Genomic DNA, 17,059 nt, shown 5'->3' on the forward strand with positions numbered 1-17,059 from the left:
CCGCTGGCTCGCCAGTCACCGTGACTCTGTCCAACGGCGCAGTGATCACCATCGAAGCCGGTAAAACCACGGGCACCGTGACTGTTCCTGCGCCGGCTGACGACGTCTACAAAGATGCTGGCACCGTGCAGGCAACCATCACCGGCACCAGCGGCGGCAACTTCGAAAATCTGGTGACCAGCAACACACCAGCCGTGACCAACGTTACCGACACCATCGACACGACCACTGTCAGCATCACCGGTAGCACCTCGGTAACCGAAGGCCAGACCGCCAGCTACACCGTCAGCCTGACCCACCCGGCGCAAACCGAAGTGACCCTGAAAATCGTTTACAGCGGCACCGCTGCCGACGGTTCGGACTTCACCGGTGTGTACACCGTGAAGATCCCGGCGGGCGCCAGCAGTGCGCAGTTCAACGTCGCGACCATCGATGACAAGATCACCGAAGGCACCGAGAACTTCGTGGTCAAGATCGACTCGGCCACTGGCGGCAACTTCGAGAACCTCGCCGTCAGTAGCACCAATGGCAGCGTCAGCACCTCGATCATCGACAACGATGCACCGCCGGTTCTCGATCTGGACGCCAACAACTCCAGCGGCGCGACCGGTGCCGATTACAAGGTGACCTTCACCGAAAACACTCCGGGTGCGGGCGTGTCGATTGCCGACACCGACATCAGCATCACCGATCCGGACAGCACCCTGCTGACGGGCGCGACCGTCACTCTGACCAACCGTCAGGACGGCGATGCGCTGAACCTGGGCAACAGCGTCAACGGCATCACCATCAATGCCAACAGCACCAACGGCACCGTTACCCTGACCTTGTCGGGCAACGCGACGCTGGCCGACTACATGCAGGCGATCAAGAACATCAGCTTCACCAACAACAGTGAGGACCCAAGCACCATGCCGCGGATCATCACCGTGAAGGTGACCGATGGCGGCAACTACTCCAACACCGCGACCACCACGGTTAACGTGGTGGCAGTCAATGATGCGCCGGTAGCGGCACCGGTCAACGTCACCGGCACCGAAGACACGCCGCTGATCCTCGGCTGGTCGACTTTCGGTGTCACCGACGTCGACAGCCCGGCCAGCAGCCTGGGCGTGAAAATCACTCAGCTGCCGGGTGAAGGCAAACTGCAGTATCTGGACGGCTCGACCTGGAAAGACGTCGCCACCAACCAGACCTTCAGCAAGGCCGACATCGACGCTGGCAAACTGCGCTTCATGCCGGATGCCAACGAGTCGGGCGTGAACGGTTACGGCGGCACCGGCCTGGGCAATAACCAGGCTGACTACGCACAGATCAAGTTCCAGCCAACCGACGGCCAACTGCTGGGCAACACCGGCACCGTGAAGATCGACATCACGCCAGTGGCGGATGCTCCGACCGTGAGCGTGGCCGACAACAGCGTGAAGTCCACCGGGCTGATCAAGGAAGTCTGGACCGGTCTCTCGGGTCTGGGCACCAATGGCAACGGTGCGGATTCGACCACGTTGAAAAACGTGATCGACGGCGCCGGTACACCGAATTCCAGCGGCACCGTGACCAACGTGCAGTCGGACGGCAGTGTAGCCGCCGGTACCGCCTCGAAAACATCCGGCCTGATCTATCTGGAAGCAGGCAAGACCTACACCTTCAGCGGTGTCGGCGATGACAGCTTGCTGGTGACCATCGGCGGTAAAAACGTGGCTGCCACGACGTGGGGCGCGGGCGGCAACCTCAACGGTTCGTTCACCCCGACCACCAGCGGTTACTACACCCTGGACATCTACCACCACAACCAGAACGGTCCTGGCAGCTACGACGTCAACCTGTCGGTCAACGGCGGCACGGCGATCGACCTGAGCAGCGCCGGCGTGCCGATCTACACCGGCGTGCAGGACTTGATCAACTCCGGCGTGACCGTCTCCGATCTGCACGGCACCAACGGCGAAGGCTATTACGACGGCTTCAAGCTCAACACTGGCGCCGAAGGCACCACGGTCAAACTGTCGGCGGTCTCCACTGCGCTGACCGACACCGATGGTTCGGAAACCCTGAGCGTGAAGATCAGCGGCGCACCGGTCGGCTCGGTGCTCAGCGATGGCGCGGGCCATACCTTTACCGTCACCGCGACCAGCGGCGATGCCAACGTCACCGGCTGGAATCTCGGCAGCCTGACCGTCACGCCACCGCCGTACTACAACGGCCAGTTCAACCTGACCGTGACCTCGACCTCCACCGAACAGGTCGGCGGCTCGGCGAGCAGCACGGCGACCATTCCGGTCACCGTGGTGCCGGCGGTCTACAACGCCATCGTCGCCACTTCGGCCGATGACACCGTCATCGGTACCGATGGCAACGACATCATCGTTGCCGACATCGGCGGTCTGACCGTCGTGCCGGGCACCAACTACAACATCGCGTTCATGGTCGACAGCTCCGGCAGTATGAGCACTTCGTCCATCAACGCGGCCAAGGACTCGCTGACATCGGTGTTCAACACCCTCAAGCAAAGCCTGGGCGGCAGCAATTCGGGCACGGTGAACATCTTCCTGGTGGACTTCGATACCCAGGTCAACAAATCGGTGTCGGTGAACCTCAATGACCCGGACGCCCTGACCAAGCTCAAGGCCGTGCTGGACTCGATGACGTCCGGCGGCGGCACCAACTACGAGGACGTGTTCAAGACCACGGCCAACTTCTTCCAGAGCGCTGAAGCGGTGGCCAACACCGGGGCGAAGAACCTCACGTACTTCATCACCGATGGCCAGCCGACCTACTATCAGAACGGCGAGCAGACCAACCCGACACTGTATGGCAGCGTTAAGCTCGACAGCGTGGTGACGACCAGCAACTACAAGCTGGGCGACACCTTCAGCACTTACATCGATAACACCCACTACCTGAGCATCAACAGCGCCGGCAGCGTGGTATTGCAGACGTACAAGAATGGCAGTTGGAACTGGAGCAGTCTGGGCACTATTCACGCTCAGGGCGACGGTACCTATGAGCTGTCGAGCCTGGCCGGCACCGGCAACAGCACCGACTCGTCGACCACCAGCAACTCCAACAGTAGCTTCACGTTGCTCAGCGGTCTGTCGAACGTCGAGGCCATCGGTATCAACAGCGGCGTCAGCCTCAACGATCTGAAGCCGTACGACTCAGACCACACGCCGCAAACCAACATCGATCCGAAGGACCTGGCCAACTCGATCATCGGCCACACCGAAGCGACGATGCCAGGCAACGACACTGTCAGCGGCGGCAACGGCAACGACATCCTGTTCGGCGATCTGGTGAGCTTCAACGGCATTGCCGGCGAGGGTTATCAGGCGATGCAGGCGTTCGTGGCCAAGGAAACCGGCGTCGACGTCAGCAAAGTCACCACCAGCAATGTGCACCAGTACATCACCGAGCACTATCAGGCGTTCGATGTGTCCGGTGCGCATGACGGCAACGACACCCTGCTGGGCGGCGCGGGCAATGACATTCTGTTCGGCTCGGGCGGCAACGACTTGCTCGACGGCGGCAAAGGCAATGACATCCTGCTCGGTGGCACCGGCAACGACACGCTGATCGGTGGGCAGGGCAACGACATCCTGATCGGTGGTTCCGGTGCCGACACCTTCGTCTGGAAGGCGGGCGACACCGGCAACGACGTGATCAAGGACTTCAAGGCCAGCGAAGGTGACCGCATCGACCTGCGTGATCTGTTGCAGGGCGAAACCGGCAGCACCATCGACAACTTCCTGAAAATCACCACGGTCGATGGCGTGTCGTCGCTGCAAGTCAGCTCGGGCGGCAAGTTCAACTCGGGCGATACCGCCGCCGCAACGCCGGACGTGACGATCAAACTGGAAGGCAACAACTGGTCCAGCGCCAACATTCACAACCTGATTGCCGGTAGCGATCCGACCATCAAAGTCGACCACAACAACAGCTGATCCGTGAACAAAACGGCCGCCCCAATGGGGCGGCCGTCACGTTTGCGACTACCGCCCCGGTGACGATTTCGTCGCCGCACCGCATACTCGCGTGCGGTTGGCTATGCTGCTGACAGCATGACGCTGGTTCATTTCTGAGGGATGCTCAATGTTTTACGTGCAACGCGATGCGCAAGGCCAGTTGATTCGCGTGGAAGCCGCGGCCTACGCCGAGGCCACGGAAACGCTGCCCGCCGACCACCACGAAATCCAGGCGTGGTACGCCAACGAAGCCGTGGAAAACAGCCTCAAACAGCTCAAGCAGAGCGACTTTGAAATGATTCGGGTACTCGACGACCTGATTCAGGTGCTGACCCAGAAAGGCGTGATCCGCGTCACCGACCTGCCACCGGCCGCCCAGGCCAAACTGATGGACCGGACCCAGGCGCGTGAGGCGTTGGGCGGGTTGAGTCAGTTGATTGATGAGGATGAGGGCGGGTTGATCTGAAGACTCAATCTTCAAGCCCTTTCGCGAGCAAGCCCGCTACCACAGGGGAGCGGGTTAACAACTCAAATCCCCTGTGGGAGCGAGCTTGCTCGCGAAAGCGGCATCCGTGACGCCGCCAAACTAAAAGATCACCGCCAAGGCTTGGGCCCACCCAACAACTGCCCCTGAACCCCATACAAGCCCATCTCGCGAATCACCGCCAACTCCCCTTCAGTCTCCACACGCTCGGCAATCAGCGGCAGATCAATGCTGTGCGCTGCACGCTGGATCGCCTCGATGAACAAGCGCTTGTCACTCTCCTGATCGATCGCACGAATGTAGCTGCCATCGATCTTCAAGTACGCCAGCCCCAGCCGCGCCAGGTTGCCGATCATGCTGAAGCGCCCGCCGAAACGCTGCAGACTCAGGGAGAAACCAAGCTCGCGCAGACGCCGGGTCAACTGTTCCAGTACGGCTTGCTCCGGCAATTGCTCTTCGCCTATTTCCAGGGTCAGACGCTCCCCCAGATTGGAATGGGCCCGCAAAATCTCGAAGACTTTGTTCAACGCCTGCGGATCGGCCAACGTCGCGGACGACAGGTTCAGCGCCAGCGAATCCTCATGCTCCTTCATCTGCTCAAGCACGCGTTCGAGCATCAGGCGATCCAGTCGCGCGGTCCAGCCAAAACGCTCTAGCCACGGCAGGAAACGCCCGGCCGCAATAGTCTGGCCCTGATCATCAAGCAACCGCGACAGCACTTTGTAGTGCAGCACAAACTGCGTGTCTTCAGCGGCCACCACCGGTTGGAAGAACAGCTCGAAACGCCGCTGGTTCAACGCCTGATCGAGCAAACGGTGCCAGGCGTGATGGTCGTCGCCAACGTCAGACGTGAAGCTGTGATCAATACACGCCCAGTTCTGCTCACCCTGCCCCTCTGCCTGCGCCAGCGCCTGATCGCCAAGGCTGAGCACGGCTTGCGGCAAATCGCCGTGGGCAAACGGTGCCAGACCAATCGACGCCACCGCCGCAACATCGGTAGCGCCCGTGGCGTGCAAGCTACCCAGCGCGGCATCAAGGCTCTGCGCCAGTTGCAGCGCTTCCTCACGGACCAGACCCGGCGCCAGCACGGCGAATTCACCGCCGCGAATACGGGTGACGAGGTTCTGGGTTTCCGGGTATCTGGCGCACTCGCGGGAGAGCTGCTCGCCAACCGCTTTCAGCAATTCATCCGTGCGCTGACCGCCGAGACGCTGATTCAACCCGGCCAGGTCCTTGACCCGCAATAACAGTAAGTAACCGGAGCTGGCCTGCTCCGGGTTACTCACCCGATTGTTCAACTGCATCTCGAAATAGCGCCGGTTGGCCAGCCCCGTGAGGTTGTCCTGATAGGACTCGGTACGCAGTTTTTCACTGCGCTCGGCCTGCTCCTGAAACAGCGCCTTGAGCTTCTCGACCATCTGGTTCATGGCCAGCACCACGCGTCGCAACTCGGGTGTGCGCGGTAGCTCCGGCAGGCTGAGAAATTCGCGCCGGGCAATTGCATGGGACTGCTGGACCATGTAATCCAGCGGTTTCAATTGCCGGCGCAGCAACAGCGCGCCGAGTACGGCACTGACAGCGCCGCACATCATCAACCAGCCAAGACTGCCCAGCGCGCTCTGCCACAGCTTGGCGAGGGCGAACATCGGGTGACTGACCACTTCAACTCTTGCCGCCTGCTCCCAACCCCGACTGACCAGCGCATCACCGCCAGCGGGCTCCAGACCAATCAGTTTGACAAACCAGTCGGGCACGTTGGTAACGGCAGGGATGCCGCTGCGCTCAACGATGGTCTTGTCGGTCTTCAGATCAACCACGCGGATGCTCGCGTAATAGCCGCTGTCGAAAATCGAACTGACCAGCAACTCGACCATCGCCGGATCGTCGATATTAGGCGTCAACGACAACGCCAGCGCCGTCGCCGCGTCCTGAGCGTGGGAGCGCAACTGGTTGACGTACTGGGTGCGCGAGCTCTCCAGACTGACCATGAAGCTGCCGGTGAAGGCGACCACCAGGAATAGACAGATAGCGATCAACAGCTGTTTGAACAAAGACATCTGAGCGCGTGCTCCTAGTTAATCGTTTCGACCGGGAAACCTTCGGCCTGCATTTTTTTCAGCACATCCTGCCAGCGCGACAGGCGTTTGGTGTCGCCGACCTTTTTGTTGCCCTTGGCCCCCGGCAAATAAAGACCTTCGGCATTGAAAGAGTAGACCGGCAGCAAATCGGTTCGTTGGGACGCAGGCTGGATCGGATCGATCAGACTGTCGAGCACCAGCGGCATGGCGTCGGGCGTGGAATAGTAAGTCAGCACCATGTGCGCGCGGTTCTGGCGCAGTGCCTTGACGTAAGTGATGCGCAGCTTGTCGCTGGAAACGCCCAGGTGGCGCAGACTGAAATACTTGGCGATCGCATAGTCTTCACAGTCGCCGGCGCCCTTCCACAGCGCTTCGATCGGCGTTTCCCAATAGTCGACCTCATGCCACAGGTCGATGTCTTCGACATAGCGCACCTGTTTGTTGAAAAACAGGTTCACCACCTTGAGCTTGTCCATTTCGCTGACCTGTTTCTGCGTCGCCAGCAGATTTTGCCAGGCATCGATCCGCTGCTGCCCTGCACCCAGCGGTCCATAGAGTGCCGTAGCCTTGCGGCTGATCGCCGAAAAATCCCAATCGGCATGCAGACCGCCCAGCATGAGGCCGGCCAGCAGCAGTGCGCAGCCTAACCAGCGCAACGTCCGGGGGATCGCGAAACGTACCGCCACAGCAGGTTTCCAGGAGGCAGGAATGAAAGCGTTTGATGGTGAAGCTTAGCCGGGGAAAAAACAATGGCACCATGAGATCATCCACGACGCGCTAAACTTCAAATGTGACGGAGTTCCTCTACACGGTTTGACAACCTGTAGAGCAATCTCTAGTGTCATTTGGATCCAAATTCAGTCGACATACAGGGTGCGTAGTCGTGACTCAGAAGCCCAAACCGCTGCAGAGCATCAAAGTCGATGGGCCGATTCCCGCTCACTTGGCTCGCTCGACGATCGAAGAGACCCTGCGTGCTGCCATCCTCGATGGTCGTTTACCGTGTGGCACAGCCCTGCGCCAGCAGGATCTCGCCGATCTGTTCGGTGTCAGCCGCATGCCGGTGCGCGAAGCTTTGCGCCAGCTCGAAGCGCAGGCACTGCTGAGCGTTACCACGCACAAAGGTGCCGTGGTGGCCCCGCTGATTCAGGGTGATGCCGCGCAAACCTACGAGTTGCGCATTCTGCTCGAGTCCGAAGCCATGCGTCAGTCGATTCCATTGCTGACCGACGCTGATCACGCACAGGCAGCCCTTTACATCGAAGCGTTAGAGGCTCAACACGATTACACGGAAATCGGCCAGCTCAACCGCCTGTTCCACATGGCGTTGTACTGCAAGGCGCCCAACCAGCGGCTGTTGCGTCTGGTGGAGGACGGACTCAACGAAGAGGAGCGCTTCCTGCGTTTCAACCTCGACGCCATGGGCCTGGGCAAGCTGTCTCAGGACGACCATCGCGCCATGCTGCAAGCGGTGATCGAGCGTGATGTCGAACGCTCGATCGCTCTGCTCGAACAGCACCTCAACCGTGGTGTCCACGTCATCACCCAGTATCTCGCCAGTTCTGCCGCACAAAACCGCAAAGCCACTCGTTGATCCCTGCACGCCGGGCACAGACTTGCATGTCTGCCCGGCGAATAACCCGCTTACAAATCCTCCGCGCACCGGCCACGAATACGCTGGCATCTACACCCCTTCGCTCTAACCTCCCTGCGTCAATCAGCCCGAAACTTGCACCCCTGCGGTGGCGAATCGGTAATAGCCGTGGCGGCCATTTACCCTCACTCTTGAACGGCCAACCTAAATAGAACGGGCGACGCACCGCACCGCCGGCGCAGTCCCCGCAACAGGAACCTACGGAAGGAGCCTTGTCACGGGAAAAGGAAAGAATCGGCGCCCCTCATCGCCCACTTTCATCCCCTCAAATAACTTAAATCTCTTCATCACAAAGTTGCTTCGAGTGAGGCATTCACTCTGTTTATTCCATTTTGGCCTTTGTTGTCCGAAAGGAGCAACTTCGCCCCAATAAAACTTATTCAAATAGTTTTATCGAGCACACTCATACTTGAAAAAACGACAACTAAAAATAATTAAAATTACACTTGTTAATTTGTTTGGCGTTGTATTAGTTTTTCCTCGCCGAGCTTGAACTTCCCGCACCAGCGGGGCGCAGACCAACCTTATAAGTAAAGGGATGGCAACGCCCAGTCCGGCTGCCGCGCCGTTCTACACATACATACATCCAACTTCACTGATTTGTATGAGGCTGCCGTACGCCTGGAAAAAGAATAACAAGCCGCTGTTCCATTGATTGTGCAGTTGAAAGAGCTGCCCCATTTCATATCAAGGATAAAGGCCCGTCATGTCTCAAATAAAGCACCAACTTGCCCAGAAGAAAGCCGAACTTAGCGTTCACCCCATCTTTGGCGAAATCGACTCATTGAGTACTTTGCAACGTTTCATGGAGACCCACGTGTTTGCCGTGTGGGATTTCATGTCGTTGACCAAACGCCTGCAACAGGAACTGACTTGTACCCGTCTGCCCTGGCTGCCACCGCGTGATCCCCATGCCGCACGTCTGATCAATGAAATTGTCCTCGGTGAAGAATCCGACGACTGCTTGAGCCATGGTCATTACAGCCATTTCGAGTTGTACCTGGATGCAATGCGCGAAGTCGGTGCGAGTACCTCGGCTGTGGAACGCTTCGTCGCGCTGCAGCAAGAAGGCGTGAGCTATGACGTGGCACTGCAAAGCGTCGAGGTCGATCCGGCCGCCGCGCAGTTTGTCCGCGACACGTTACGCATTGCCCTGCATGCACCGGGACACAGTGTTGCCGCCGCCTTCCTGCATGGCCGCGAAAGTGTGATCCCGACCATGTTCCAGCGCATCCTCGACGACTGGGGCATCGGCATCGAACAGGCGCCGACCTTCCGCTATTACCTGGAGCGGCACATCGAAGTCGACTCCGAGGATCACGGCCCGGCGGCGGAACAGCTTCTTGAAAGGCTCGTCGACGGCGACCCTCAGCGAGAAAGCGAGGTTTACGCCAGCGCCATGGCCGCCGTCGAAAGCCGCATCGCACTGTGGGACGGCCTGCGCCTGAGCATGCGTGAACCGTTGGCGGAGGCAGCCCGATGAATGCCGCCGATTACCAATCTTTCGCCGAGACGTGGGAGAGCCGCGCAACCATCCGTACCCGCCCGCGACGGGTACTGGAGGACGACCAGCGCCTGATCTATCCGCTCAGCCGCCAACCGCTGGTGCTCTGCGACACCTTCCTGCGCGAATGCTCGCAGCAGCGTGATTTCGCCTTGGTGCAGACGCTGTACAAGTTCATCAACGACGTTGTGATCTTCGAAACCGAAATCGTCGACAAGACCGCCCGCAGCATCGCCAAAAACCGTTTCGCCGTGCCCTTCCCGTTTGCCTGTCGTTACGACGCGATGACCGTGGTGGTGGACGAGGATTACCACGCGCTGGTGGCAATGGATTTCATGCAGCAAACGGTGGCCATGACCGGCATCGAGCCGATTCAGTTGCCCGATGAAATCGAGCTGAGCCGGGCGATTCCGGCTGCCGTTGCGCTGGCACCTGAGCACCTGCGCAGCGCCGTGGAATTGATCTGCGTGGCCATCGCGGAAAACACCGTGACCGGTGACGTCGCGGCGTTCGCCCGGGACGATACGGTCAAGCCATCGATCAAGGGCCTGATGGCCGACCACTTGCTGGACGAGGGTCGCCATTCAAGTTTCTGGGCGCGGATGGTGCGCATCTATTGGCACACCGCAGGCCAGGCAGATCGCGAAACCATCACGCAGATTCTGCCGGTGTTCATCGAACATTACCTGACCAACGACATCCAGAAATCCTTCGACCTGCGCCTGATCGATGCACTGCCGATCAACGACGCCACGCGCCACTCGCTCAAGAGCGAAATGGCCGGGTTGGCCTTTCCGATCAACCGCCACCACCCCTTGGTCGGCAACATCGTGAAGTTCTTCCACAACAGCTCGCTGCTCGACACGCCGTGTGTCCAGCACGCCCTGCACGACTATCTGGTTTGAAGAGGAGGCCGACATGAAACGTCTCGACATTTTGCTGATTGGCACAAGCCAAGCCATGGCCGACCTGGCGGTGGAACTTGAACAACACGGGCATACATTGCGGCGCAACGGCGCAGCGAAATCGACGGTGGATTTGATCATCGATGATGGCTTCATTGCAGCCGGCGATCTCTGCGCCATTCCACACCTGCATCTGCGCCTGGGTGTCGATGCACAAGGTATTGCAGGTTTGCCGACACTCGACCTGCTGTGCTTTCTCGGCTCGTCACTGATCAGCCGCACGCCGATGGCAGATGAGCCTTCAGGCAACGGCCAATCGCTGCGCCAAAGGGCCCTGGCACATGTGGTCGACGAGGTGGCATTGCTGGTCAGCCGCTTCTCCCGTGATGAGTCATATTTCCAACAGGTTGCGTGTGTTGCTGCGCCGGACTTTGAACAGGTGGAAAACCTGCTGTTCCTCGACAGCCTGGCCTACGTTCATCGCCTCAACGCCACAGCGCATCCGGCGCTGCTGCAACAGGCACAGACTCCGCTGATCGAACGCCTGCAACAGAGCCTGATCCGCCACGCCGAACGACCAGCGCTGCACGTCGCCGAGCAGTCGATCAGCTACCGCCAGTTGCACGCTCACAGCCGGGCGATTCAACAGCGCTTGCAGCCGCTGCTCAACCAGCATCCACAACCGTGGGTGGTCGGCATCTGCCTGCCGAAAAGCCCTGCGCTGTTCGCCTCGATACTGGCGATTCTCGGCAGCGGCGCGGTGTACTTGCCGCTGGAGCCGAGCCATCCGTTGCAGCGTCAGCAATACATCCTGGAAAACGCTGGCGCCTTGCTGTTGTTGCATGACGGTGAACATCCGCTGAGCGAAACAATGCCGGGGCTCAATGTCAGCCATATCGACAGCACAGACGCCTATCTCGGCCAACCTCTGATGCGCCAGCGCCCGGAACTCGACGCACCGTGCATGGCGCTCTACACCTCGGGGACCACCGGGCATCCGAAGGGCGTACTGCTCAGTCAGGCGAATCTCGCGCACTTCACCGCGTGGTACGCCGACTACACGCAACTGCAGGCCGAGAGTCGGGTGTTGCAGTTCTCTTCGCTGAGCTTCGATTCCTCACTGATCGATATTTTCCCGACCCTGCTCGAAGGCGCCGAACTGGTGGTGCCCAATGACACGCAACGGCGTGATCCGCTGCAACTGGTCGCGCTCATCCGTCGTCGGCAACTGACCCACGCGTTTCTGCCGCCGGCGCTACTGAGCATCCTGCCGCTGGAGCAACTGCAAAGCGTGCAGCAGGTGATGACCGGCGGCGATGTCTGTGAGCCGTTCGTCATCGAGCAACTGACCCGCCAGGGCACACTGCACAATCTCTATGGCCCCACCGAAGCCACCGTGCTGATCACCGCTCGCCAGCTCAAACCCGGCGACAGCAATCGAACCCTCGGCGCACCGATCGCCAATAGCCAAGTGCTGATTCTTGATGACGATCTGCAACCGGTGGCCGAGCACACCGTGGGCGAACTGTTCATCGTCGGTCCCGGCGTCTGCCTCGGTTACCTGAACAATCCAGAGCAGACTGCCGAGCGTTACCTGACCCTGAATCTGCCGGATGGCCAGCCGTTGCGCGCCTACCGCAGCGGCGACATGGCCAGGTGGGGCGAGCACGGTATCGAACTGTGCGGGCGGCGCGACAATCAAGTGAAGATCCGCGGTTTCCGGGTCGAGCCGGAAGAGATCGAACGTTGCCTGCGCGAGAGTCAGTTGTACCGACAAATCGCCGTGGTGATCGACAGTCAGCGGCGGATTCTGGCGTTTCTCGCCCAGCCTCAATCGGACGCCGCACGTGAAGCGCTGAAGGCCCACGCCCAGCAGTTTCTGCCGGACTACATGCAACCGGTGGCGTGGACTGAGCTGCCGAGCATGCCGTTCGCCAGCAACGGCAAGGTTGACCGCAAAGCGCTGCTCGATCTGCCGGTGAGCGTCCAGGACAGCGGCCCGAAATGCCTGCCGGCGAATGCCGACGAAGCCCTGCTGCTGGAGATCTGGGCGCAACTGCTGGAGCTGCCGCCCGGTGATATTTGCACCGACGAAAGCTTCTTCAATCTCGGTGGGCATTCGATTTTGCTCTCGCGGATGTTGCTGCGCTTGCGTGAGGAGTTCGGCCGCAGCATCTCGATCAACCGCTTCATCGAACGGCCAACCATCATCAAACTGGCGACGCTGGTGCGTGGCAGCGATGCCAGCGCCGTGCTCAGCGCTCAGGCCATGGCCGATGCCGAACGGGCGCTGGAAATCGAGCCGCTGCCGATCAGCCGCATGGGCGATGTACACAAGGTGATCGTCACCGGCGCCAACAGTTTCGTCGGCGTACATATCGTCGAGGCGCTGCTCGGTTGGGGCGCGAGCGAAGTGGCGTGTCTGGTACGTGATGGCGGCGGGCTAACGGCGGCGCAGCGCTTTGCACAATCGTTGCGCGAGAACCGCCTCGAACATCTGGATCTGAGTCGAGTGCGTGTCTATGCGGCAGATATCTCTCGACCGCAACTGGGATTGGCTGACGACGATTATCAACGCCTTGATCGCGAGTTCGGCGCACTGGTGCACAACGCCGCCAACGTCAATCACGTACTCGATTACGAGTCGCTGGCGGCGGACAACGTCGAGCCGATTTTCGCCTTGCTGCGCCTGTGCGAGGGGCGCAGCAAAAAGATCTTCAATTTCGTCTCGACGCTGTCGGCCTCAAGCACGGTCGATGACGCCGGCCGGGTACTGGAACTGCCCGCCGCAACGACGCCACCGATCTACATCCGCAACGGCTACAACCTGTCGAAGTGGGTAGGCGAACGTATTCTCGAACGAGCGCGAGTACTTGGGGTGAGGGTCAATCTGTATCGCCCCGGCAACATCAGTTTCAACAGCCTCAGCGGTGTCTGCCAGCCGCACAAAAACCGCTTGATGCTGATGCTCAAAGGCTCGATCCAGCTCGGTCAGGTGCCGGCCTTCGCGCTGAATTTCGACCTGATGCCGGTGGACTTTCTCGCCCGTTTCATCGCCTTCCACGCCAGCCGTTACTCGACGCAGCGTGCGGTGTTCAACCTGCATAACCCCGAGCCCCTGAGTTGGGATGCCTACGTCGCCTCGTTCCGCGAAACCGGCAGCGAGTTCTCGCTGGTCAGCGTCGCCGACTGGCAGCAGCAACTGGGGCGAGTCGATGCCGACAACGCACTGTTCGGCGTGCTCGGTTTCTACCTCAACGGCTTCGAGGAAGACATCGGCGACATCTCCCTGATCGGCCACGCCAACGCCGAGGCCGGCGTACAGCAAATGGGCGCGCACTACCCGGAAAAATCCCCGGCGCTGCTGCGTCGCGGCTGCGATTACCTGAAAGAAATCAACTTCATCTAGTTCATCAAAAAGGAGCAACACCATGAGCACTCTGCAACCGGACACCCTGATCAAAAACCCGCACGGCTGCCACGTCGTCTCTTCAATGGAAGTGCCGGCCGACGCTGCACACGTCTGGGCGGTGGTTGGCAACTTCGGCGGTTTCGACCGGTTCATTCCGGCGCTGTCGCACATCGAAATGACCGGCGAGGGCGTGGCTTCGCTGCGCAAGAAATGCTTCAAGGATGGCAACGTGGTGGTTGAACAGCTCAACTCCCGCGATGAACAGGCACGGTGCATGACCTGGACGACGATCTACAACTCCTTGGGCGTTGCCAATCTGTGGGCAGCGATGAATGTGGAATCGCTGGGCGAAGGCAAGTCGCGGGCGACCTGGACGATCATTGCCGAGCCTGCCAATGGTGGAGCCGAGGCCCTGCCGGGGTTCAAGGCGTTTGTGCAGGGGTTTGCCGATGATGCGATGGGGAATGTTTTGAAGCTGTTTGTTTAAGGCTTTGGTTTAGCGGTGGCTGAACTACCGCAATCGCGAGCAAGCCCGCTCCCACAGGATCTTGGTCTTACACAAATATTGTGTGCGCCAAAAAAATCTGTGGGAGCGGGCTTGCTCGCGAAGAATGATAAGGCGATCTGACTTCAGGTCAGATTTTGAAACTGTCGACCAACTGCTTCAACCGGTTCGCCTGCTGCGACAACGCATCACAATCCTTCAACGTCTCGTTGAGGTTGGCGACGCTCTGCTGGTTCAACAGGTTGATCTGGTTAACGTCAACGTTGAGGGTTTCCACCACCGCCGTCTGCTCTTCAGTGGCAGCAGCCACCGATTGGTTCATACCGTCGATTTCGCCGATGCGCTGGGTCACGCTGACCAGGCGCAGACCGGCCTGGTTGGCAACTTCAACGCTCTGCTCGCTGGACGCCTGACTGGCGTTCATGGTGCTCACCGCTTCACGCGAACCGACCTGCAGGGAAGTGATCATCTTGTGGATCTCTTCCGCCGATTCCTGGGTGCGATGGGCAAGGTTACGCACTTCGTCTGCCACCACCGCAAAACCACGACCGGCTTCACCGGCACGCGCCGCTTCGATGGCGGCGTTGAGCGCCAGCAAATTAGTCTGCTGCGAGATGCCTTTGATCACATCGAGGATGTGGCCGATGTTGTCGGTGCTGGCATTCAGGGTTTCGATCTGGGTGCACGACAGGCTGATCTTCTGCGACAGCTCGGTCATTGCCAGAATGGTTTGCTCCACCACTTGACGGCCATCATCTGCCTGCTCGCTGGCACCGCTGGCGTGCTGCGAGGCATCGGCGGCGTTACGGGCAATTTCCTGCGTGGCGGCGCCCAACTCATTAATCGCTGCAGCCACGCTGTTGGTACGCGCACTCTGCTCATCGGAGCCGACGATCGAGGCGTTGGACGATGCCATCACCCGTTGCGACAGATCATGCACATGGCGAGTGGCCGAAGACACTTCGGAAATCGACGCGTGAATCCGCTCCACGAATTGGTTGAACGCACTGCCCAATTCACCGAATTCATCTTTGCTCTCGACCACCAAACGACGGGTCAGATCACCTTCGCCCTGGGCGATGTCCTGCATTGCACGGCCCATGGTGGTCAGTGGGCGCATCAACACGTTGATCAAAAGGCTCAGCAGAAGAGCAATGGCGCTCACGGCAACGAACATCGCGATCAGCGCCGAAGTACGGAACTGGCTGAGTGCGGCGTAGGCTTTGTCGCGATCGATCGACAGACCGATGTACCACTCGGCATTCGGCAGATCACTGACCGGGGTGAACGACAGGATGCGTTCCTGGCCGTTGAGCACCACGTTCTGGTTGCCCTTCTCGATGCGCACGCTGGAGTTCGGGTAGATGTCCTTGAGGTTCTTCATCACCTGATCTTTATCCGGGCTGACGATCACCTGACCGTCGGCGCTGACCAGGAACGCATGACCCAAACCACCGAAGTCCACCGAGTTGATGATCTTCACCAGGGTTTCCAGACTCAGGTCACCACCGACCACGCCGAGCAGTTCACCGTTCTTTTTCACCGGCATGGCGATGGTCACCACCAGTCCGCCGACAGCGGCCATATAGGGCGGCGTCAGCATGGTTTTGTCGGCGACCACTGCTTGCTTGTACCAAGGGCGCTGCCGCGGGTCGTAACTGTCCGGCATCTTTGCGTCAGGGCGTTGGGTGAACACACCGTTGGCCTGACCGACATAGGTGAACTGGAAGTTCGAGGTGAAGGCTGGTTGATCAACCAGCCCCGGAAAGTCAGCGTCCTTGCCCTGGTGGGCAACGTTCTGCGCGAGGTTCTCCAGAACCAGAATCCGCCCGCTCATCCAGTTCTGCACGCTGCTGGCGGTCAAATCGCCCGCTTGCTGCACGGAGGACTGCAGGTTCTGGCGAATGGTATTTCGCTGAAGATAGTCGTTGTAGAGGGTGAACAGCGCGAACGCCAGGACCACGACGCCCGAGGCGGCCAGCAGGATTTTATGGCTGAACTTGAGATTCATTTCATGGGACTTCTTATGACAAATGTGGGGATGCGTTCCGGGATGCAACATTCCATGTAACAGCGTAAGCAGCGTTCTACTGTCTGCTCTACTTTGGTGCACGCATGTCTCACCAGTCTGTCGGCACGTTTCGCAGAAATCTTAGGGCTTTGCACGAAATGGACGTCACTTCTGCCAGATTCCCGCCGAACGGTGATCCAGAGCCGGTGTCGCGGAAGGTTTTCTGACCACTGCTAGAGCGTCAAGCACACTCGACAAATGATGATTGCAGTGTTCGGTGTTTTGATTGGGGGGTTCGCCAGTGACTAGCGTTATACCAGGTGGCGCAAATGGCAGGTTCGACACATTAGCAAGGCTCATAAAGCAGTAAGCCCTTAAACGAGAAAACCCCTGACTGCGTTAGCAGACAGGGGTCTCGGAATTCGATCTTGACGATGACCTACTCTCACATGGGGAAACCCCACACTACCATCGGCGATGCATCGTTTCACTGCTGAGTTCGGGATGGGATCAGGTGGTTCCAACGCTCTATGGTCGTCAAGAAATT

At 59.5% G+C, this 17,059-nt stretch carries 10 protein-coding genes, 1 rRNA gene and 1 pseudogene; 7 read left to right on the plus strand and 5 right to left on the minus strand.

Features of this window, described 5'->3' with window-relative positions; all coding sequences use genetic code 11:
* Positions 1 to 3,938 (plus strand): immunoglobulin-like domain-containing protein (locus tag K5E40_RS33120; RefSeq protein ID WP_221734306.1); only part of this gene is annotated, 3,938 nt, incomplete at its 5' end.
* Positions 3,939 to 4,086: 148 nt separating this feature from the next.
* Entirely contained in the window at positions 4,087 to 4,425 is a 339-nt protein-coding gene (locus K5E40_RS33125; protein ID WP_038369138.1) for a hypothetical protein, read from the plus strand.
* A 128-nt stretch (positions 4,426 to 4,553) separates the two neighbouring features.
* Here K5E40_RS33125 and lapD read toward each other — a convergent pair whose 3' ends face one another.
* Positions 4,554 to 6,500, minus strand: a complete 1,947-nt coding sequence (gene lapD / locus K5E40_RS33130; RefSeq protein ID WP_221734307.1) for a cyclic di-GMP receptor LapD — start codon at positions 6,498 to 6,500, stop codon at positions 4,554 to 4,556.
* Between the two features lie 14 nt (positions 6,501 to 6,514).
* A complete protein-coding gene (lapG, locus tag K5E40_RS33135; protein ID WP_221734308.1) occupies positions 6,515 to 7,207 on the minus strand; it encodes a cysteine protease LapG in 693 nt (230 codons plus the stop codon).
* A 197-nt stretch (positions 7,208 to 7,404) separates the two neighbouring features.
* Here lapG and K5E40_RS33140 point away from each other — a divergent pair, with 197 nt between their 5' ends.
* The 5 genes from K5E40_RS33140 (at position 7,405) to K5E40_RS33160 (ending at position 14,483) form a co-directional block, all read left to right on the plus strand.
* Entirely contained in the window at positions 7,405 to 8,115 is a 711-nt protein-coding gene (locus K5E40_RS33140; RefSeq protein ID WP_221734309.1) for a GntR family transcriptional regulator, read from the plus strand.
* Between the two features lie 766 nt (positions 8,116 to 8,881).
* Positions 8,882 to 9,658 (plus strand): DUF3050 domain-containing protein, encoded by a 777-nt coding sequence (locus K5E40_RS33145; RefSeq protein WP_221734310.1) that lies wholly within the window; start codon positions 8,882 to 8,884, stop codon positions 9,656 to 9,658.
* Complete coding sequence (locus K5E40_RS33150) at positions 9,655 to 10,584, plus strand: diiron oxygenase (protein ID WP_221734311.1); 930 nt, start codon at positions 9,655 to 9,657, stop codon at positions 10,582 to 10,584. Before K5E40_RS33145 ends, K5E40_RS33150 begins: the two co-directional genes overlap by 4 nt.
* Before the next feature lie 13 nt (positions 10,585 to 10,597).
* Positions 10,598 to 13,993, plus strand: coding sequence for an amino acid adenylation domain-containing protein (locus tag K5E40_RS33155; RefSeq protein WP_221734312.1), 3,396 nt, complete (start codon positions 10,598 to 10,600; stop codon positions 13,991 to 13,993).
* Between the two features lie 22 nt (positions 13,994 to 14,015).
* Positions 14,016 to 14,483, plus strand: a complete 468-nt coding sequence (locus K5E40_RS33160; RefSeq protein WP_221734313.1) for an SRPBCC family protein — start codon at positions 14,016 to 14,018, stop codon at positions 14,481 to 14,483.
* A gap of 148 nt (positions 14,484 to 14,631) precedes the next feature.
* On the opposite strand, the gene K5E40_RS35850 is transcribed toward K5E40_RS33160, so the two are convergent.
* The 3 genes and pseudogenes from K5E40_RS35850 to rrf form a co-directional block, all read right to left on the minus strand.
* Positions 14,632 to 15,417 (minus strand): methyl-accepting chemotaxis protein, encoded by a 786-nt coding sequence (locus K5E40_RS35850; protein WP_371857642.1) that lies wholly within the window; start codon positions 15,415 to 15,417, stop codon positions 14,632 to 14,634.
* A 69-nt stretch (positions 15,418 to 15,486) separates the two neighbouring features.
* Positions 15,487 to 16,563 (minus strand): annotated as a pseudogene (locus tag K5E40_RS35855) (cache domain-containing protein); the annotation flags it as partial.
* Positions 16,564 to 16,938: 375 nt separating this feature from the next.
* Positions 16,939 to 17,054, minus strand: a 5S ribosomal RNA gene (gene rrf, locus K5E40_RS33170).
* Positions 17,055 to 17,059: the final 5 nt, after the last annotated feature.

Origin of the sequence: Pseudomonas baetica (assembly GCF_019733355.1) — a bacterium.
GTDB classification, from domain to species: Bacteria; Pseudomonadota; Gammaproteobacteria; order Pseudomonadales; family Pseudomonadaceae; genus Aquipseudomonas; species Aquipseudomonas baetica_A.